We start from the raw sequence: 20324 nt of genomic DNA on the forward strand, positions 1-20324 counted from the left end.
ACCTGTGCCAGATCCGCAATCCGGTTCGCTTCGGACTTAGCGAACTCCATACGGGCATCCTCAATGGCGCGGGCGGCTTTCCCGACAATCGCCCCGTTTTCAATTTCAAGCTGTGCGGCTGCTTCGCGGTATTCCTTTTGAGTTAGTATCCCTTTTTTTAGATTTTCTTTAAGCTGCTGTTCGCGGGCCTTTAGTGCCTGCTGCTGCTTGTTACGTTCGGCCTCGATCAATTGAATCCGTAGGTTCAGCTCCTCGGCTGAACTCTTGCGGGCCAGTGCCAGGGCGCTCTCGATCTCACGTGCCCGCTCACTGTAGCCGATATCTGCCAGCTTACGGGCGTGGTCGAGGGCGGTTTGCTGAATCTCAGCGTCGGCTTTATCCTGAATCCGTTTACGGGCGGCAGCGGCCCCGGTACCGGCTTCGACGGCTACCTTTTCAGCCTCGGCCCGTTTCTTGATTAGCTCAATCTGACGTTTGTAGATTTCATTTTCAATTGAGATTGTTTCCTCTCCCTTGCGCTGAGCCATTATCAAAGCAGATTCAGCGGCATCAACTTCGGCCTGGGCTACTTTCTTAGCTTCCTCCAGCGCCTTAGCCTTACCTTCGGCAACAATACTATTGAGCTGGTTTTGCAGTTCGGTACGTTGACCGACCCGCTGCGCTTCTACTTCGTCGAATTTAGCCTGCTCTTCAGCTACTTTTTTCTGATAGTCCCGTTTGTCCTTATTGGCCGCTAGTTCAGCCTGAGCCAGCGCAATGCGTTTACGCTGTAGGTTCTGCTCCAGGTTCTGAATTTTTTGACTCTCAGCAAAAGCAGCGCGGGCGGCTTTTTCGCGGGCGGCTGTCGTTTTTGTCGTGTCCTCCGCTATCTGCTTCTGACGCTCAATCTGCTTCTCACTACGGGCGCGGGCGGTCTGAAGGGAGATTTCGGCCCGCTCAATGTCCTGTGCCATTTTAGCCAGGTCCGCCCCGGCGTTGTAGGCTTTCTTCATTCCACTCACTACACCCTCCACCCCGGTAGTTACCTGAGCCAACCCGTCGCCGATCTTGGTAGTGTCCCAGTTCCTCACCCCGTCCATAATTATTTTCAGGGCTTTGAATCGATTGATGAGGTTTTGCTCAATAAACCTGCCTACGTCGATTAAAGCCTGCTTGGGATTATCGAACGCATTAAAAAGCGCTTCACCTACATCGGCAACTTTTTGGAATAGCACATTAAAAACATTGGTAATCCCGCTGGTTGCCTGGGCAAGAAAGTCTATTCCCTTTTGACTTTTGGTCAGGAAGGCATATATAAGCGTTGCGAACGCAACAATAGGAACAGCCGTTAATAGCAACAGCGCGGCACGACCCATGCCGACGGCTTTTGTGAACACACCCACGCCTTGGGAGGCTGACTTAAACGAGTCGATAGTACCACCAACGTTAAAGCCTAGTACATCAATATCCCGAATGTATTCCTTTAGGCCCTTACGTGAACCCTCGATGGTTTCCAGCTGCTGCTCTATTGATTTGGTCAGGGTATTGATTCGCCCGCCTACGTTCGGATCGGCACGCTGCGCGGCATTCAGCCCCTCCCAGGCATCATCTAACTCAGATAGCACCTCTTTGAGTTTTTTAGCACTGGAGGCATTGGCGATAAACATCGCATTCTCAACCTTCAGTTCGGCGTTTAGCTCCGTAATCCGCTCGGATATGGTTTTAGTGGTTGCGTTGTGAACCGATAGCTGAGCGTTTAGCAGCGGTAACTGTTCTCGCATCTGAGACAGACTATGCTCGGCCGCTTCTGTGACCTCAGCGTATTCCTTCAGGGTTTGCTGCCCCTGTTTGATAGCAGCGTTCGCCTTTGTGATGTGCCCGTTAATGGCAGCGAGGGATTTGTTATACTCTTCCTGAGTAATCTTCCCCGCCTTGAGTTCTTTGTCGAGGTCGTTTCGCTCTTTGCGAAGTAGTTTCAACGACGCTTTGGCGGCATCGATCTTTTCTTTAACCTCTTCTTCTGTTACTTTAATCTGAATGACAACTTCATTCGCTGCTTCATTTGCCATAGTATGGGTTGTGAGTTGCGTCTATTGCAACTTACTACACACCACCGACGCGTGTATACATTGAAGTGGGAAAGGTATAGGGAAATCTGCACCGCCTATAGATAGTCCTATTTTCGGATTATGGCAGAAATGCCACTTTCTCACTGTATTCTCGCTGCATTCGCTACTTGTGGCGGTTTTTACAATCCCGGTATTATTCAACTTTCAGGGATCGACTGATGATGTTGGCATTGAACAAACCAACGGCGGCACCTTCAAATTTCTGAACCCAGATGATTGATTCGATTCGATCAATAACCTGGGCAAACGATTCGCTGCCTGCCTTTGCTGCTCTCATTTGCCGCCAATACGTTGAGTTGAGGTCCAGATAAACGCACAGCCCCGAAAAGGTATACGGGCGCGGCACTCGCAGAACAACCTTTGCAACGGGGTTGCCCCTGAAATCGACTTTAGTCAGCGGGTTAGCATCACACCACTCGAAATAAGATTCAGCGGCACTCAGTAACTCCTCGGCGGTCTGAAACTTCGCCTTTCGTCCGGAGTGCCGCCGTAACGACCATAGTTGATTTCCTTTTGAAAAAGCCATTTCGTGCGTGATATGGGAAAGTAAATGCTTCGCGGCTAAAAATGTAAGGTTTTGTAAGGATTAAGTAACTTAATAACTATTATAAATATACCTGTAAAAACCTGCAAACTTGTCTATTTGCCTCAAAAAAGTAGGGTTTGGTAGGGTTTTTCGGAAAAAAGGTAAGGTTTTGTAAGGTTTTTTGACCTGGCTACACGGTTGCGGGTTGTTCACTGTCCAGGTTCATGGTCAGGTGTATCTCGCCGGTTACGCCAACAACCTGCTTATCCCTCCAGTTTGCAGGCTGACGGTTCTTTAACCAATGCAGGGCGGCTTTGGGATCAGGCGGGTAGTAGGTTTTTGTATCGACTAGTTTAACCTGCTGCTCGGTCTTACTGGTTTTAATAACAAAAACCTCTACTGTGTCCACTTCAAAGCCCGTAGCACGTTTATACAGGGCTTCGGCTACCTGAGCGTCAGCCTGAACGCGTCCGCGATTTACAGCGCTGTAAAAGTCGGGGTAACGTTTAAACCAGTTCTTAATGGTTTGGTGGGAAACGTCGAACGCTAAGGCCAGCTTCTTGACAGTGAATCCTAGCAAGGCTAATCGGTAGCCCTGGCTAACGTGAAAGTCAGCGTCGTAATAAGTCGGGCGGTGGTGGACTGTTGCCATACCTAAAGATACGCATTATTCCGATGAGGCTCTATGACGCGCGCGGGTGACTGTGGCAAAAAAGGTCAGACGCTATAGGCGGGCAGTTTTCTATACTGGAGTCTTAAAACTTCAATCGACTGCAAACGCGCGTTTTTACGGGTAAGAAAAACTCTCAGCACTTCGCGCACGTATAGAGCGAGGAAATATCACGCGGTGCCTGTAATTCGCCTGTAATTGCGACGACCGGCGCGCTGTTTTTCTTTTTACCTTTTTTTGACTGGCCCTGAGCCCTAAGGCAGAAGGGCCAGTCCGTTGAATATTCTTGAAGAATATTGAAAAATATACGGAAAAATGCCTGCTGATAATCAGAAAGTTAACCACTGATTTTTCGACAAATTGACTACACTTTTTCGACAAATTGACTACAGTAGCCCGACAAATTGACTACACTTTTTCGACAAATTGACTACACTTACAGGGTTTCAGCTTCGACAAATTGACTACACCCAGAGTTCGACAAATTGACTACACCAAATCTACCCCCGAAAACAGGTCTGCTTCGGTCTTGTGAGCTGGATATTTGGCAGGGTTTAAGACTAGTTTATCAACCTCCCCCTCGCGCTTGTAGCTGATCAGATAACCGAGTTCTTTTGCGGCCCAATAAGCGTTGTCAATCAAGGTGATCGCTCTGGCCTTCTTTCCACGCCAAACAGATTCGGGCATTTTGATTTCCTTAGCGATTGTCTGCCAGTTGCATTTTATTTCGTACTTCTCTTTTTGCTTCGCCCCCACTCGGCTATTCTTTCGGCGTTTTTGCTCAAACTGGTACTGTAGGTAAATGATAAACAGGAAGAGGTAGGATGATATTTTCTTTTCGCCAATCTTAGCTTTTACCTCCTCACGCCAACCAAAAGGCACCAATAAGTAATAGCTTGATTGCTGGTCAAGAAATATTGCAGCGGGCGTTATTTCGTAGTGTTTGAAGTTCTGATTATCATCATTGACAATCTGAATCTTAAAAAGCGAATCAACGGCATAAACGTGCTCTTTTTTCCAGTCTCCAGTTTTTGCGTCCCGCTCTGGCTTTCCATTAGCATCCTTCGCGAGTCGGGTATAGTAGAAGCAAAACTGTGTAGTAGCCAAGTATCCTAACGCCTGAACAGTTCGCTCCATATGTGTTTGTGACTCGTCATTCATGCCGGCCAGCCGTACTAACTCCCTACGTCCAATTTTAAGTTTTGGTATCTCTTGCACGTACTTGTAGAAGTTAGGCAAATCGGATTCTTTGTCTACCTTATCGAATTTTTCTACTAGCTCAGACTTTGCGATTGCAGGCAAATTGCCTTTGTAGTTGGTGTGTGTAAGGGCAGATAGTATTCCATCCATAACCCTGTGTTGTATGTCAGTGAGCCTTACACCGATGAATGGTACCGGGTTTTCAATAACAACGCCGGTCTTTTCCTCCCACGCTTTTTTAATTTCCTCGGCGGTATATGCTGACTGTGATTCACCGAAAAATTGAGACAATAAATGTAGCCCTATTTGAGTATGCCGCCCCTGTTCCGGTAGTGGAAGTATTGCCGCCCGACCATCAACGATTGGCTCGTTCTGGCTACCCTCACAATTGCCATCGGCAAAGCGCCTATTGAGTTCGTCCCGGTTGATATAGACATAAAAACTCATCGCAATCAAGAGCACCTCTGTTTCATAGAGGGCTTGCAGCGTGGAGGCTATGAACTCTTCGCTGAACTCAGTTAACTGTATATCCTCTTTAGTGACTGGGTTTTTATAGATTGAACTATTCACGCCTACCCGCCCCGCTATTCTAAATTGTAGGATTGGCTTACCGTCGTCTTTATATCCATCACAATAAACCTGAATCTCAGCGACCAAATAATCAACAATCGGCAGTATACGATCAACCTCGGCATCAATGCCAGGGTACTCTTCTTTGAGCCACGCCCTGGATTTTACCAGCCACATAAATGATAAGACTAACTCTTTAGGGCTCATCTTGTAGCTTAACTTCAACGTCTCAATCTCCTCGGGCGGGGCTGATTCACATTTGAACTCTTCGCCGGTTTTCGGATCCGTTAGAGTGATCGTTATGCTGTTGGGTTGTTTGAATGGTTCCATGTGGGTGTTAGATTAAATGGGTTAGCGAGTCGGTTTGGTTAGACATACTGAAGTTGGGCCTTTCGTAATTGCTTAGTACGCCGGTGTTCCCGTTAAAGTTGAGCATCCCGTCAAGTTGAGGTCGACCGCCCCGGTTCTTAAGCAAATCGACGTAAACCAGTCCCGGCGTTGCCCTGTAGTTCATTCGCTCGTTTAGCTCTTTTGTATCGTCATCACTGCACAGTGAACGCTTATCGTTGTTCCAAAGCCCTAATATGACGTTTGCGACCCGTTCAATGTCTCCAGCTTCGCCTATATTGGTCGGGTGCATCTTAGCGGCATTAATGACCGTTCGGTTAAATTGAGCTGCCAAAACAATAGGCAGGCCCGTATCTTTTGCGACATCTTTCAAGTCCATACAGATACGTTTAAGCTCTTCCTGTCTGCTCTGCTTCCAGCTTTCCTTGCGGAGTAGTTGCATATAGTCAATAAACACCCCGCCCGCGTTCCCTTCGTTATGAAGGTACCGGATAGCGTCCATTAATGTGTCTGAATCGTAATCAACGGACTGAATACTAAGCCGCCCTCCTTCAATCAGGCTAGAGAAAAACTCCTGCTTTTTTTCGGCAAAGTTTTTATAAGTGTTGCCTCTGAAATAGCTATTGTCGTTTCGATAGTGCGAAGCAATAATTCGCCGGTTATTTCGCCCAAAGTCGGTATTGATATAAGCGTTCATTGCCCGAATGGTCATATCAGCCCCGCTTTCCTCAAACCCTAATACGTAGTAGTTTTTAGTAAGGTCATTGGTGGCGGCATTAACAGCGAAGTTTAAAAGAAAGGCTGTTTTGCCGTGACTAGTAGCGCCCGCAATGATTGATATTGCTCCGGCTGGTAGTCTTATTTCCCGCTCGGCTTTCTCTTCAGGTGTCTCTTTGTTAGACTCTGGCTCACCTAAATAGTATCCGGTTAATATATCAGCGGGCCTACTCTTTAGTTGTGCAGCAATATCAGACTCACTAACCGGCGTTACCAGCGCCCGAAACGTCTCTTTACTGGTAATGGCACTAATCTTTTTGGACTGCTCCTGTAGCTCGGAGAGGGCTTTTTTCATTTCCCCTACCTTATTCAACTCCCCGGCCTCTTTGAGCAGGTTAGTGATAGCTTCGCGCTGCTGCGCCTTTTGCGTATCGTAGTGGATTTTGTCCAGCGTATCAACAAGCGTCTGTTTGGTAATAGGTAGCTGGTTGGTTTCGCTAAACCTTAGTATCAGGTCTTCATAAAACCCGCGCTCTAGCGGGCTTTCGATGGATAGCCCTACGGTGACAAATTCCTTTAGTAATCGATCCTCATCAACTATATCAATATCCAGTCCGCCCGCTTCATCGTACCGACGCATAATGTCGTACGCCCGAAACTCATACGCTCTTAGCTTTTGGACTACGCTTGCCCTATTGTTGAGGTCCGATAATTCGATTAGGTAGATTTTAGCCGTTGAGGACCGCTCCAATAGGTCCAGCGCGGCTATTACTTCAGTAGTGGCTTGCTCGGCCGTGTAGTAGATGTAAGCTGCATCCGCGTTTGCCTCCTTAACGGTTTCCTCATTTAGATAGCCCTCTTCGGAAAGGTCGGACTGCTCACCGTCAGCATTGCTCGACTCAACGCGAATACTATCTACACGTACCCGCTCATTCGTCTTTTTCTTGTAGTTGCCTGGTTTGCCGTACCCGTCTGCCAGTAGCCGCCTGCGGGCTTCCTTTGTGTCGCCGTTGCATTCTAGTTGAACGTAAACACTAGCGGGTGAAATACCTTTCTGCTCCGGAAACTCAGTTGATGAACTCCAGACAAAGAACGTTCGGTGTCCTTCGTGAAAGTTGCCCGATGTTTTTGCGTCTGATTGCCCCGGTCGTTTAAAGTGCACCTTTTGTCCCTCTGTCTTTACAAAGGTCCATCCGTGTTTTTCCAGCAACGCTACAACATCCCCGCGCTGGTTGTAGTCGACAAAAGGATTGCTTTCGTCATTGCTCGATTGCCCGTACTCTTTTTGTGATTCCCGCCGGGTTTCCGGTTCAATGTATTCGGTAAGACTTCGCGCAATAGCAATCAGGTAGTTTCGGCTCTCCAGATCAATAACAGGGATTGCCGATAGGTCGCCCTGAATGATTGTATAACCCGCCGTTGGTGGTGCTACGACATAGCCGCCCTCTCCCCTGGTCTCAATCAACACCAATAGTTTCTCATTGCTTGCGGCTTTTTCCTCGGCTGTAGCTTCCCGATTGGCCAGCTTGGTATTACCGGGTAATTTTGGCAGTTGAATCAGATCAGGACATCGATAATACAAGTGATAGCCCCCGCTCCGTGTTTGCCCGATAACCAGACTAGACGCTACTTCAGGCAAGTTGTCTTTAATCAGGCTCAAAAACTCAGTGTATAGATTCCCCCGAAGGTCGTACTTGGTGTCAACGTCTATTACCTCCAGGTATCCCGATACCGCTCCGGTTATTATGCCAATTGAATTAACGGGTACGGTTATTTGAGAAAACATCTCTATTAGTCCCGCTTCGGTAAGAAACTCTTTTTGGTACTGGCTCCACTTTAGTAGAGGTATTTTCTTTTCACTGACCGCAAGTGGCTGTAATCCGTAACGTAAAAGGGTTAGTGCTTCAGTCTGCATAATCAAAACGGCGTTGAGCCGCCGAGGTAAAATTGTTCATTAGTGTAGGTTCCTGTAATTGCGTCAATCGTCGATTCGATAGCCTTACTCTCCAGCATCATTGCAAAGCCCCGTTCGGCCCGGTCCTGACTAATGCCGGTATTGTTTTGGATTCGGGCGATAACCTGCCCGCGTGTGTAGATGGTGTTTGTGCTAAGCGCCTGTCCTGCCAGTTCCCAAACTCTGGCATAGCCTGGAGGGGTTTCGAGTCCGGTCGGTTCCAGATCAAGCGTACTAATGAGCCTGGACAGTGCCGGATTCTTTAACTTCATCCGCTCTAATGCCGAATCCATTGCCGACAGTCGCGGGGTAGCTACCTGGCTAACCTCGATTAGATCGATGTCAGGATTAATGACTTCGGCTACTGGCTCGGCTATTTTTCGCCTTCGGAGTTGCTTTATGTCGGTGACTAGTCCGCGCATAGTTTTTTTTGCGAAGTCCAGAAAAGGGACAGTGTTGATAATCAGACTCTTATGCCGCCTTTGTTGGCTCTGGCTTGCCCTGTCGCTTGTGGTTTCTTACCAAATTGGCAATTAAATCGCGGGTTGCGTCTGATAGACTAATCTCGCGCTCTTGACATATCTCCTCAAATTGCTGCTTTAGCTTGGGACTCATCCTAACCTGTAAAAGCACTGATTCTTTAGCCATTAGCCTATTTTTTGATGGTTTGCTAAAGTTAGTAAATTGTAATGTGTTTAGCAGTATATTTTATCGAAATATTTGTAATGCTAAATGCATTAACTTAACTTTACAATATCATAACGCTCGTTATGGAGTTGTAAAATAGGGGGTATTTAGTATAATAACAATAGCATTTTAGGCACATGGAAACGTATTCAGTTCAGATAGTCCGCAAGGCAGGTAAGAACCCAATAACGGGCGAGGTTATTACTGAAGAGTCTGAAACATTGCCAATCGAAGCGGCAAGCGTTGAGGATGCTTACCGATGGGGAAACATACTACACACACTGCCTATGCGGGGTGCAGAGGTGGAGGTCTATATTAATGGTCAGCTTGTAAAAGGTCGATTCTAATGGAACTGCACCGACTCAACTTCAAGGCTCCCAACGGCTACCCTAGTTCGTGCGACATCACGCTATACCCGGAGATTCAATTAGTCGTAGTGAGTGAAACCGGCGAGGGTATGAGTGTGACCAACGCGGCCGAGACTATAGCCACTGAAGTAGTGAAGCGGTTCGGGCTGGATCCTAAACGGTTGATGTTTGTGGAGCACTACTCCGAAGAACAGCGGCCTCAGCCCTACGGCGAATCCTACGACCTGGTTACGTTCACTTGGGGCAAATACGGCGCTCATACTCCAGTATGGCGAAGTATGCCGCCTAATGAGTTTAAAGAAATTCTTAGCAGTATCAATCAGTTATGACCACTATGAAAAAGATTTACGCATTCATGACTAGCAATCAGTTTATTGTTCTCCTGCTGTTTTTCATAATTGGCTATCAGGTCTTTTTGCACCGTCGAATAAATGAGGTGCGCTGGTCAGCTAACAGGACAGGGTTTACGGCGCAAGACAATCAAGAGATCATTCGCGCTATTGCCGACCACCTCAAAATTGACTATTAAAACCATGAAATACGTTCTTTATTTCCGGGTATCGACTAAAAAGCAAGGGGAGTCCGGTTTAGGACTGGAAGCTCAACGCTCCTACATTGAGCACTACTATACAGGCAGAGAGATAATAGCCGAGTTTACAGACGTTCGATCTGGTAAGACTATTCACAAGAGGCCAGAGCTTCAGAAAGCAATAGCCCTATGTAAGAAAGAGGGCGCTACGCTGGTGGTGGCCAAGATCGACCGTCTGAGCCGCAATACGGAGCAGGCACTTAGTATCTATCGGGATTTAAACGAGCGGTTAGAGTCCTGCGACATTCCGAATCTGGATAAGTTCACCCTCACGCTATTTATGGCTATCGCTGATCGGGAACGGGAATTGATAAGCATTCGAACGCGTCAGGCATTAGAGGCACGACGTAAGCGCCTGGGCGAATGGAGAGCCAGCGGACCAAATGAGAAAAAGGCGGCAGCGTCGGTGCTCGGTGTCAGGTTGAATAAAGAGTTGGCGGCCGACAATGAGAACAACCGGCGGGCTAAGTCAGTAGCCGAAATGATGCACAAGGCAGGCAGCAACTACAGCCAGATAGCTACCCACCTCAACGGATCGGGATTTAAAACCGCTAGGGGCTGCGAGTTCCAGGCTACTCAGGTAATGCGGCTACTTCAGCAAAAAGCCCTTGTATAGTAAATCCTATACACTGGAAAATATGAGCCACGACCTAAACCGTTCTTAGGTAGTAGAGGGTATACGATAAAAGTAGTAGAGGTGCAGTAGTGGCCACAGTAGCGGGCTATTATTGCACCTCTATTTATATGCTGGAAAATATAAACTAACCGATTTCGGTGAGGTTGGTGTAGCTACAAACGACCTACAAAATGAGCCACTTTAAAAAGGGTTTCTAAATCCCTTTATGAATTTAAATACCCTAAAAATGGGGGTTTTAAATGCCGGTTTTGGCGGCATTATACCCGCGCGATAGCTTTAAAGATATTGCACTACCTGTGTACGGAACTTTGCGTACACGACTGGTAGTAAAACTCCCGACTAGTTGCCTGATGTAATCAATGTTGCTTACACAGATGTACTATAAAAGTAGTACATAAGTTGTTGTACATCCGATGCTAAATCCTTCGCTTAGATTTAACTGTAGTCTCCCAGGTTTTCCGACGGTTGCGGGCCTGAATGTGCTTCCACTCTTTCTCCAGTAAGCTCCGATGCAATTCCTTGTCTCTGGGAACAAACGTGCTGGTCTTTGTCTTTGTGTCAAATCCTTTTGCTTGCCAGTAGTTGCGGTCTGATGTATCGGGAATGGAGGTATACTGAAGCGTGCTCATTAAGTATTTATATAAATGATTAATTATATAAATATATAGCTAACAGAACTAACAAGCGTTATGATTGATTATATAATTATATACGCTTTCCGCTGTTAGTCTCCACCTTCAACCAGCCAGCCACGCCCAGCCTTCCCTCTGGATAAGGACAATTGTCTAAATAACTAAGACAACTTTCTTAGTCCGCGTTACTGTTCAGGTACTGCTCCAGTGCTTCAATGGTGAGCTGCTTAATTGACTTTTTACTGTTGACCGCGTGAATCTTCAGACGGTTGCCCAGGCTGTCAGGCATCCAGATATTAAGGTGATACTCGCTTTTGGCAGGCTTCGGATCCTTTGGCTTTTCCTCAACCGGACGCACCTCCTGAATGGGTGTTTTGATTGGCTCTGATTTGAGCTTATTACTTAACTCCTTAAGTGAGTTCTTATATTCCTTTGCCATAGGTAGGGGGAGGGTTATGTGGCTCTATTGCGATTAATTGGCAACAGAAACCACAAAATGATTATTCAGATAGTCGGTTAATGATTTCGCTGGCCAGCTCAATTACTTCATCTTTAGCCCGCTGATCCTCTCCACCAAATACCCCGTTAGTCATGGGCGAGCGGGTGTAGCTGACGCGCTGCGAAATCGCCGTAGGATGCAGATAAATACCATACTCGGTAAGTATGTCTTTTACCTCATCGTTCAGGCTCGTTCGGGGTAGTACCATATTGAGCACAATGCCTGCCTTTAGTGCCGGCTTAAGCTCCATACTTTGGCGTAGCAGGTTGATCGTTGCCCGAATAGCCATTGCATCCAGTATGCCCGCTTTCGTAGGCACAAGCACGTAATTAGAGACTGCGAATAGTTCGCTCAGGCGATTGGACAAATACGGCGGGGTGTCTACGATCACTAAATCATACCCGGCGAGGCCCGCAGATAACAACCTATCCAGCGGCACAATGTCAATGCCGGTCAGAAAGTCGGAAAGGTCCGAAACGGATCCTTGCAAATCGGCATCAACGATAGCAACCTTTGAACCTTCAGCGAAGGCATAAGCCAGATTGATAGCCAGGGTAGTTTTACCAACCCCGCCCTTTTGGTGAGCGATAGTGATTACCTTCATAATGGACAATATAGGGTAAGGGTTTGATTATCTACTTAAATGAGCATTTATATAAATCATCAATTATATAATTAATCAAATGATTCAGGCACTTGGGCAAGCTCCGTGTTGAGGCCAAGCAGGTAAGTTTTTAGGTAGTAACAATCGACTACCCTATCCTCTAAAAAACCGCCGTTGTGCGCTGCGCGGTATTCATGCAGCCACATTGTCTCTATGTTGTTGGCGGTATCGTTGGCGCTAGCCAGTTCACAGAAGCCGCCTGCCTGAAATGACACAAGCCGCCAATATTCGCGGGCTGGCTCTACACCGTGAGCAGGAAAGAAACTATACAAAATATCTCCCTCAAATACCTTTTTGCCTATACAGTCGTAGAGGCCCGTAAATTGCATAAGAATGCATTCGGCGCATGGGTAGGTATTTGTTGCTCCTAATGGCGAAACTCGCTCCCGAGTAAAGGAATCGACGTAAAACAGGGTGCCACTCGGCATATGGTAGGCGCGAAACTCAAAAGGTCGGTTTGCTGGCATTTTATACACTGGAATATATAATTGAGCAATTGATTAAATAAGTAATTATATAAAATCCGGCTCCAACTACAACCCCTAAGAATTGCAAAGGAACCGGATTGCTCAACCTCCCACTACTTCAACTCTGGCAATACAAATAACTTCTTGGCTAGGTGGTAGAGGTTGTCTAGCTGCCCGTACTTCTCAATGATGCTCAGGTAATTCCGTTCGCCCTTCCCCGGCGCGTGAGCGTACACATTGAACTCATAACGCAAATCGAACTGTCCGTAAAGGTATTTCCAGGTTTCGTGCTCACTTCGGCGCTCGGCCGCTGCGTAGCTATTTACTAACCGGATCAGTTTACCCCGTACCGTCATCACGGCCGGTTCTTCTGTATTGGCTTCTGGCTCGATTGGCGCAAGTTCAGTGAGTGCCTGATAAGTCTGGGTAAAGAATCCTAGCAGGGTATTAACCCGCTGCTCGGCCAGTGACAAACGGGCCTCGAATGTTGGCAGGGATTCGGTAGGCTGAGGGGCTGGTTCTGGCTCCTGCTGTTTGGCCTGCCGTTGGCGTTCCTCTTCTTCAGCCTTTTGGCGGTTTTCTTCGTCAATCATAGCCTGCGCTTCACGGAGTGCCCGCTGTCCAGGTGTTTCGTTAATCGTTGATTCTAGGGGCGTTTCTGGCATCTGTGTTGGTCGGTCAGCGAAGCGATAGCCGCTAGTCAGGTTTGCAAACAAACTTTCCTGTGTACTGGCAGGGGGCGTAATTGGCGGGTGCGTTGCTATTTCTGGGTTTTGCTGATAGTCCGTTAGATAGTCAACGACAGCCTTGCCCCGGTTTTTTGTCTGGATACGGGCAATTCGAATCGCGGCATCTACCGTTATGACAAAATCCATGAAGAGCTTAACAGGATGTACTTCTGGAATCACCGAGCCGGTTTCATAAAAGTCTTTCCCCTCAATGAGTCCCAGCTTTTTTTGATTGTGACGGAATCGATCGGTAAATGTATCGCGAACGGCGCGGGGTTCAGTAATAAGTTTATAAAGCTGCCGGCCGTAAACCGACGGGCCTAGTACAGGATCGTTGATAACTTTAATTGATGTTTCCACTGTGTTGAAAGTTTGAGTTGTGAGAGTTATTGAGTGAAGAATAGTGTAGCTAGAAACGACGCTATTGCTAAGGCGGGCGCGGGCAGGTGTAAGGGTGGTTATTCATTGGTTGGCTCCTGCGGGGTTGACTCTTCGGCTGGCAGGTCTTTGATGACACTCCTACGCATATCCAGTAAAACCGCTTCCAACTTCTCCGGCGTAATGTCGGGGCGCTTCTGAAGAGTTATTTTCTTGAACTGAAGCATCAAATCGCGGTCAATATCATCCGCTATCCCCTGCAACCAGATCGGTTCAGGTTCGGCTTCCACCGTTGGTTCGGACTCTTCAGGCTCTTCGGTTTCGCTCAACTCGTCGGACTCCTCTTCACCACTGAAACGCACCGAGTAGGCATCCATGAATTTGTTCTGCTTGTCTAAGTTCCCTTCAAAAGCCCTTGTATACCAACCAGCGTACCAGTCGGCATCTTTCTGGCGTAGGTACGCCTGATAGTTGGTATCGCTCAACTCACAGGCATAGCCCGAAAGAAAATCTAACTTCCTTTTAAGCGTGTTGTAATCTTCAAAATCACAGGCGGCCTCGTCGGTTTCGTCGTTAACGATCTTCCGAAGGACCTCCTTTAGTTTGGTATCGCGGGCATCCTGCAAAGCATCTACTACAACATCAAACTCCGAGCGGCCACGTATGGCGGTGGTGCTGAGGTAGTACGTGATGAGGTTCTCTCCTTTTGGGTTTGGCACTACCCGATCTTCCCCGCTGCGGGTTGGAATGTTGATGTGGCCCGAATGCTCCTCCAGCTTTTTAATGACTCTCTCCTGACGGTTGAGCAGGGTATCTTTGATGGCTGCCGACTCCTGAAGTTCCTTAATAAGCCGCTCCTGTAGGCTATCCTGACGCTGGTAGGTGTTGATTGTTTTAGTCATCAACAGCGACATATCCTGAAGTTTCTTGATCCACTCCTGAAGCAGGGTAACATCCGTATAGTTGTACGGATTGTTCATATACACGTCGTAGGCTTCGAACTGAAAAGCGTTCTCTTCAATGTCCGCCGGCACAGTTACAGGTTTGTCCGGCAATGCCCCCAACGTTTTTACGGCTCCCCACTCTAGCACTTTAGAGAAAGATACCTCCAGCGCTCTGTAAGCGGCATCAACCATAACGTCGCGTCGGAGAGATAGTGTTGAGTCATAGTAGGCTCTGAAAACGTCCCGAATTGCTTTTTGCAAACCTGCATACTTTTCCGTGTCTTTGAAATGACGGGTAAGGAAACTAGGCAGATTGACGCTGAGGTACTGACCGTCAGGCCCCGGCTCAGGATCCAGGCTGGCGTTTGGCTTGCTAGGGTTTGGCACGTCCGGCGCGAGTGGCTCAGGTGTTGCGGGCGTTTCCTCGGTTGGCTGATCGGCTGAGGTTGCCGTTTGTGGGTCTGAAATGACCGTCTGCTCATTGATTGAACCGTTTGGCTCATTGGATTTGGTAAAGTCCCCCTTACCCTCGAAATTTGCGTCCGAAGTCATTAGATGAAAGTTTAAATGGTTTCTGAAAAGGCCCCTCCCGCTGCATCTTTCCACGGACTAGCGAGAGGGGATACTCATTTTTAGGCAATAGTTCGACCAGGCACCCCGATTAGGGGACTATGTGAGCCTCTTATATTTCCCAGATTGTTAAGCGAAATTAACAATAAAAAATTACAATCCAATACAAATAATACAAATCAATACGATTTGTTAGATATCCTTTTTGTTAGATAAATCCTGAAGTCTTTTCCTTCTAGCCTCCATCTCGGATTCTATAGCGGACTCCTTATTCTCGAATAGATACTTTACGGCGCGGTTTATGATGCGTGCAGGTGGTTCATCGAAAACAACAGACAGCGCTTCTAATTGCTCCTCTACGTCGGAGTCAAACCGTACTGATTTAGGTAGTTGCTTTGCCATTACTACAATTGATTACATTATAAAACTACATTACAAATTATTACACTACAATACATTTCCTCTTTTTGATGCTTTTTGTCTTCATAGCGGCCATATATCTATCTGGCTATATAAAAGGTCATTTATATATTTAATCTTTTATCTAATAAAGCAACGGCAACAAAAAGGGCGTCCGCTTTATTGGACACCCTTACTACCCCTACCCATTTTAAAATCTTTTACACCTCTGCGAGTGTTGTTTGTTTCCTAGGTCTACCGCCCTTGTTTTTAACTGCCTCTTGACCTGTCGACAAGAAATTTACTTTACTACGATGTACCACAACCTCGCGGGCCAGGTCGTAAAGGGATTTACGTAGGTCAAAGTCAAACAGCGGTCGATAGCCCCGGCTGACAATTAACTCAATGTTTTCCGGTCGGCGCGTGGTATACATTAGGATGGTTAGGACGCTGAGCGGAGTCTCGTAGTGATTTACCCATTGCTTACTTAATACTTCGTCGAGTTCGCTCTCCGCTACGCCAATGGCGCGGATTTCGGCGGCTTGCTTAGCCAGGTCAATCATTGCCGCTAATAATCGATCTAACGTATGATGTAGCGCGTTAATCGTTGTCTCCTGTAAATGATCGATAATAACCGGGTTGATCGTTGACTGAAGTAGCTTTATTTTCTCAAGCTCTGGCAGTTGCGCGACTTCCTGTTTGTTGTACTCATTAGGGTCTTTCTCGGGCACCTCTTCTTTATTGATTAGGTACCGCTCCCCGGCTGGCACCTTTCGAACCTCAACGCGTGGATAGGGCCCGCCGGTAATAGACTGCTCTTTGTGGCAATGGTCGCACGTGTGTTTTATTTCACCTGCTTCGTTTGGCTCTCCATCAGCAACAAGCTGCCCGATCCGGCATTTGCCACAGGTTAGGGTGATTTCGTAGGATTCGAGCCTGACGGTTTTTTCCTGATTGTAAACATCTACTGTAGTAGGCATAGTGTTTTGGTTTGAGTGGTTAAAAATTAACTGCTGCTTTTTGCCGGTTGCCAACGATCACTTTAGCGGCTCCGTAGAGGAGTTTCTTAAACTTGCTGCTGTGGATCAGGTCAGCGGTCCGGGTTTGGATTAATTCAACGTTGTGTGCGTTGGCGGTTCTGGCGAACACCTCCAGCAACCGCTCGAATGACATACGGCTTACCTGACTTTCCGATAAGTCCGGGTCAATCTCGTTAGCTAAAAGGCGGCTTGCTTTCAGCGCGGCCGCTTGCCTTGCCATGGTGAACAGCACGTTTTGCAGCTCCGGCAAGGTAGGTAGGTTGTACTGCGTCGAGTGCTCTAAATGATCAATAACAACCAGGCTTTTAGTGACCTTCAGGAGTTCAATCTTTTCCCGTACTGACAATTTATCTACGGCGCTTCTGCTGAATGTGTCCGGGTCTTTTCCGTTCATAATGAGCTGTCTAATCCTTAGTAATAATAAGCAATCTTGATTATTTAATCAATTATATAATTATATAAATGCTCAAATGATTAACCAAAAACAAGAAAGGACGTAACAAATCGTTACGCCCTTTACGCAACCCCACCACTCTGGTACGTACACTGTACGTACAACCCTATGCTGTTTCTTCAATTACTTTCTTTTTGTTGCTTCGCTTCATCGGATCCGGCTCGGAGAGTTTTACCCCGTATTCGAGCTGCACCCAGGCGCGGACTTTGGCGTAAAAGTCGGATGCTTCAAACCCATCGAGCGAAGCGGTAGAACCAACCACAACCAGCGGCCTACCGGCTACCTCCACGTAGCTACTCATGAATAAACTGCATAGCACCTTATCTGCCTTCTCTCGGTCCATACCGAGTAGCCTTGCGACCTCTACCAGCAAATAACCCCAGTAGTACCCTCGCTGGAGTGTTGAGGCAATAGGTCTTTTAAGGCTTATTTCTACCGACCACAAACCAGCGGGGAGGGCACGAATAGCCCGGTATAACCGTCGGCGGGTTTTTAATTCCGATGTGTCTAGTAATATTCCCTTATCGCTGCTCACGCTTCAATTTAAGCAATTATATAATTAATCAATTAAGCAATTAATCATTTGATTATCCTCGTCGCTTCCACGTACCCGGCGTATGTTCTCGGCAAGGTCGTGGCGGTTGCGCTCGGCGATACTTTGCCCTAATCGTTTACGGGCGCGGTTGTTGTTGGCTTCGATTGCGGCTTGCATTTCAAGAATTTCCTTTTCCTGTCTTGCCAGATTAACCTCGGCTTCGGCCTGGAATTTGGTTAGTCGTGGATTAGGGAAAAACCAACCAAGCAAAAAGCAGGCGGCACTAGTAACGGCTCCCACTAAGACTCCGGCTTCAAATTGAGAAATATCAAACATGAGTATATTGTCAACTAATTAAACAATTGCATTTATGAAAGGGCTATCTGTCTGCCTCCTGGCTATCTCGGTTTTTATCATCTCCTGTAAAAAGGGCTTCACAACTAGCGACTTCGAGGGTAAAACCTATACGGCAAAGATTCAACTTGACACTACAAACGAGAATGATGAGGTTTTTCAAAAGCTATCAGGACTTACAGGCATGACCTATGCGTTTGGGCCCAAAGGCGAAGCTACTTTATCCGGCGAAGTGGGAACGTTTGCCGTAAACCGACCTGCTAAGTGGTCGGTTGTGAATGACTCGCTGGTTATGGAAAGTAGCCAGAACGGACAAACAGGGCGTAGGGCGTGGGGCATTAGCAAAACGAACGAGGGTTTTCTATTAAACAGCGGCCGATATAGGATTGAACTGATAGAAAAGACCTCCGGCAATCCTTAATTGCTTCTCGCTAGTGGATTAGTTAATCCTTTAATTAGGCCCATTAGCTCCTGAATAAACCGATTTTGCTTTTCAATAATGTGGCCGCCCTCTTCAATGACCCGGTTACTATCAGGCTGGCTTTCGGACTCTTCAACTTGAACAAGATGATTCTTGCAATACTCGTGCACATCAATTGTAGCGTGTGCTCTGGCTATCCGCCACTCGACGAAGTAATGAGCCGCCGATTGAGTAGCTAGGTATTTTGCCGCCTGCTCAACCAATTCCGAAAGAACAGGCTGATTAGACGGGCTTCTTATTTCGTCATCCTGTCGATAGTATTCAATCTCGGCTAAGGCAAACGCTTTTACTGCATCGCTCACATATGCCTGAATTAATGAGTTAAACGGTTGACCTTTTAGGTCTGGGCGGATAGATTCAATTCTAAGCCCCAAATAAGCGCGTTCAGCGCGTTCAAATAATCCAGTAAGGTATTTCATCATTCTATAAAGATAGTGTCTTAAATCGAAAATGTGAAGTTTTTGATTACCGGCGAGGGTTAACCCAAGAACCATAAGTGTCGCCACCCGCTTCAGCATCCCTCATGTCTTTGTCAACCCTTCGTATGTCAGTAACTGCAACAGATATGTTGGTCCGCTGAAGTCCCTTAATTACAGCCTCGGCTATTGCATTGGTGTCTGTGTTGGCAATGATACCCCCATAGGCCATTTTATTCTGGAATACGGCGGGGTTGATCGGGCCAATACCAAAAGCGGCACTGATATTCGGCATCGGACTCCTGACGCTTTGGAAGGGCTTGCCGAATCCACGATAAGCGTTTATCTGGGAAAGCTGCTGCCCAAAGAGTGCCGTTGATCGTTTATTGATAATTGCCTCGCCCCCTTCTAGCTCAATCATTCGCCGACCTGCTACGCGGGCTTTTACTCCCCCCTGTTTGTGAGAAGGCCCGTCGATAATACCCCCCTGCTCATATTTGGCGTTATCAATCTGGACTTGAGTTGCAATAGACTTCGCCACAATCAGCGCCGAAGCGATAGCCCCGCCGATTGGTCCTAAGTCAGCAAAAGCCCGAATTACTGCTGTCGCCGTATTGATGGCATTTTCAAACGTGGCGAGCTTGCGCCGGCGCTCGCCAGATTCATGCTCTATGGCTTTTTTCTTATCGTCGTACTCGCGCTCGTACTTCTCTCGGGCTTCATTGGTCAGGGCGGCACTGGACAAAATAGCCTCGTACTGTTGGTCGAGCGCGCTGATTTGGCGAGCTGTTGAGGCATCGATGATTGCCCCCAGTGCATCCGATGTTAAATGAGCAATATCAATGATTTGATCCTGAACAGCTTTGTAGTGCTTCTTAACGGCTGCGATCTCCTGAGCGTCGAAATCTCTGTTGATTGCATCAATAGCCGCTTTGTCTTCTTTTGCCGCCTTAATTGCAGCGGTTCGCTTTTCTTTGAGCTTCGAAAGTGTTAATTCAAGTTCTTTCTTGGATCCATCCCGAACTAGTTGCAATTCGGCATCGATCATTGCCACGCGGTTAGCGCGGTCCTGTTCGGCGATCTGATCGTTCAGGGCTTTATTATCAGCAATCTTTTTCTCATTGATTAAAGCCAGTCGTTTATCGTAATCCGCCTGACTGATCTGATTGTATTTAAGCTCAATGTCGAGTAGGGCCTTCTGGGTTTTTTCCTCCAGATCAATACGGGCTTTGGCTGCTTCACGTTCGGCGGCAAGGGTCTGCCCGTTCTTCAGGAGCGTGGTTTGAATCTCTACCTGTGCCAGATCCGCAATCCGGTTCGCTTCGGACTTAGCGAACTCCATACGGGCATCCTCAATGGCGCGGGCGGCTTTCCCGACAATCGCCCCGT

21 protein-coding genes are annotated in these 20324 nt (G+C 47.3%); 4 read left to right on the forward strand and 17 right to left on the reverse strand.

Annotated features, from left to right (window positions below; all coding sequences use genetic code 11):
- From ACYVF1_RS32005 to ACYVF1_RS32030, 6 genes are all read right to left on the reverse strand, one after another.
- Positions 1 to 2048 (reverse strand): coiled-coil domain-containing protein (locus ACYVF1_RS32005; protein ID WP_461086757.1); only part of this gene is annotated, 2048 nt, incomplete at its 3' end.
- A gap of 193 nt (positions 2049 to 2241) precedes the next feature.
- Positions 2242 to 2634: a terminase small subunit gene (locus ACYVF1_RS32010; protein WP_461086759.1), complete on the reverse strand. Its 393-nt coding sequence runs from the start codon at positions 2632 to 2634 to the stop codon at positions 2242 to 2244.
- Positions 2635 to 2824: 190 nt separating this feature from the next.
- Complete coding sequence (locus ACYVF1_RS32015; RefSeq protein WP_461086761.1) at positions 2825 to 3286, reverse strand: helix-turn-helix domain-containing protein; 462 nt, start codon at positions 3284 to 3286, stop codon at positions 2825 to 2827.
- Between the two features lie 507 nt (positions 3287 to 3793).
- Positions 3794 to 5404: a hypothetical protein gene (locus ACYVF1_RS32020; RefSeq protein WP_461086763.1), complete on the reverse strand. Its 1611-nt coding sequence runs from the start codon at positions 5402 to 5404 to the stop codon at positions 3794 to 3796.
- A gap of 7 nt (positions 5405 to 5411) precedes the next feature.
- Entirely contained in the window at positions 5412 to 8054 is a 2643-nt protein-coding gene (locus tag ACYVF1_RS32025) for a DnaB-like helicase C-terminal domain-containing protein (protein WP_461086765.1), read from the reverse strand.
- A 2-nt stretch (positions 8055 to 8056) separates the two neighbouring features.
- Positions 8057 to 8515, reverse strand: a complete 459-nt coding sequence (locus ACYVF1_RS32030; RefSeq protein ID WP_461086767.1) for a hypothetical protein — start codon at positions 8513 to 8515, stop codon at positions 8057 to 8059.
- 611 nt (positions 8516 to 9126) lie between these two features.
- On the opposite strand from ACYVF1_RS32030, the gene ACYVF1_RS32035 reads away from it, so the two are divergent.
- Genes ACYVF1_RS32035 through ACYVF1_RS32045 form a run of 3 tightly spaced genes read left to right on the forward strand, consistent with a single transcriptional unit; the run spans position 9127 to position 10353 of the window.
- Positions 9127 to 9477 carry a hypothetical protein gene (locus tag ACYVF1_RS32035; RefSeq protein ID WP_461086769.1) on the forward strand — a complete coding sequence of 117 codons (351 nt, stop codon included), beginning with the start codon at positions 9127 to 9129 and terminating at the stop codon, positions 9475 to 9477.
- A 5-nt stretch (positions 9478 to 9482) separates the two neighbouring features.
- Complete coding sequence (locus ACYVF1_RS32040; RefSeq protein ID WP_461086771.1) at positions 9483 to 9677, forward strand: hypothetical protein; 195 nt, start codon at positions 9483 to 9485, stop codon at positions 9675 to 9677.
- Positions 9678 to 9681: 4 nt separating this feature from the next.
- Positions 9682 to 10353, forward strand: coding sequence for a recombinase family protein (locus tag ACYVF1_RS32045; RefSeq protein WP_461086773.1), 672 nt, complete (start codon positions 9682 to 9684; stop codon positions 10351 to 10353).
- Between the two features lie 828 nt (positions 10354 to 11181).
- Here the strand turns inward: ACYVF1_RS32045 and ACYVF1_RS32050 are convergent.
- From ACYVF1_RS32050 to ACYVF1_RS32090, 9 genes are all read right to left on the reverse strand, one after another.
- Positions 11182 to 11445 (reverse strand): hypothetical protein, encoded by a 264-nt coding sequence (locus ACYVF1_RS32050; RefSeq protein ID WP_461086775.1) that lies wholly within the window; start codon positions 11443 to 11445, stop codon positions 11182 to 11184.
- 61 nt (positions 11446 to 11506) lie between these two features.
- Positions 11507 to 12109 carry an AAA family ATPase gene (locus tag ACYVF1_RS32055; RefSeq protein WP_461086777.1) on the reverse strand — a complete coding sequence of 201 codons (603 nt, stop codon included), beginning with the start codon at positions 12107 to 12109 and terminating at the stop codon, positions 11507 to 11509.
- 71 nt (positions 12110 to 12180) lie between these two features.
- Positions 12181 to 12636 (reverse strand): YopX family protein, encoded by a 456-nt coding sequence (locus ACYVF1_RS32060; protein WP_461086779.1) that lies wholly within the window; start codon positions 12634 to 12636, stop codon positions 12181 to 12183.
- 113 nt (positions 12637 to 12749) lie between these two features.
- Positions 12750 to 13724, reverse strand: coding sequence for a hypothetical protein (locus ACYVF1_RS32065; protein ID WP_461086781.1), 975 nt, complete (start codon positions 13722 to 13724; stop codon positions 12750 to 12752).
- A gap of 98 nt (positions 13725 to 13822) precedes the next feature.
- Positions 13823 to 15238: a hypothetical protein gene (locus ACYVF1_RS32070; protein WP_461086783.1), complete on the reverse strand. Its 1416-nt coding sequence runs from the start codon at positions 15236 to 15238 to the stop codon at positions 13823 to 13825.
- Positions 15239 to 15876: 638 nt separating this feature from the next.
- Positions 15877 to 16635, reverse strand: coding sequence for a hypothetical protein (locus ACYVF1_RS32075; protein ID WP_461086785.1), 759 nt, complete (start codon positions 16633 to 16635; stop codon positions 15877 to 15879).
- 19 nt (positions 16636 to 16654) lie between these two features.
- Positions 16655 to 17089: a hypothetical protein gene (locus ACYVF1_RS32080; RefSeq protein ID WP_461086787.1), complete on the reverse strand. Its 435-nt coding sequence runs from the start codon at positions 17087 to 17089 to the stop codon at positions 16655 to 16657.
- 166 nt (positions 17090 to 17255) lie between these two features.
- Positions 17256 to 17684: a hypothetical protein gene (locus ACYVF1_RS32085; protein WP_461086789.1), complete on the reverse strand. Its 429-nt coding sequence runs from the start codon at positions 17682 to 17684 to the stop codon at positions 17256 to 17258.
- Between the two features lie 24 nt (positions 17685 to 17708).
- Entirely contained in the window at positions 17709 to 18020 is a 312-nt protein-coding gene (locus ACYVF1_RS32090; protein ID WP_461086791.1) for a hypothetical protein, read from the reverse strand.
- 34 nt (positions 18021 to 18054) lie between these two features.
- On the opposite strand from ACYVF1_RS32090, the gene ACYVF1_RS32095 reads away from it, so the two are divergent.
- Positions 18055 to 18459, forward strand: a complete 405-nt coding sequence (locus ACYVF1_RS32095) for a hypothetical protein (protein ID WP_461086793.1) — start codon at positions 18055 to 18057, stop codon at positions 18457 to 18459.
- On the opposite strand, the gene ACYVF1_RS32100 is transcribed toward ACYVF1_RS32095, so the two are convergent.
- On the reverse strand, positions 18456 to 19013 hold the full coding sequence (locus ACYVF1_RS32100; RefSeq protein WP_461086795.1) for a hypothetical protein: 558 nt from the start codon (positions 19011 to 19013) through the stop codon (positions 18456 to 18458). The two genes, ACYVF1_RS32095 and ACYVF1_RS32100, sit on opposite strands and share 4 nt — an antisense overlap.
- Positions 18985 to 20324, reverse strand: a 1340-nt coding sequence (locus ACYVF1_RS32105) for a hypothetical protein (RefSeq protein ID WP_461086797.1), incomplete at its 5' end; no start/stop codon positions are given. The genes ACYVF1_RS32105 and ACYVF1_RS32100, both read right to left, overlap by 29 nt.

This window comes from Spirosoma flavus, assembly GCF_054778555.1.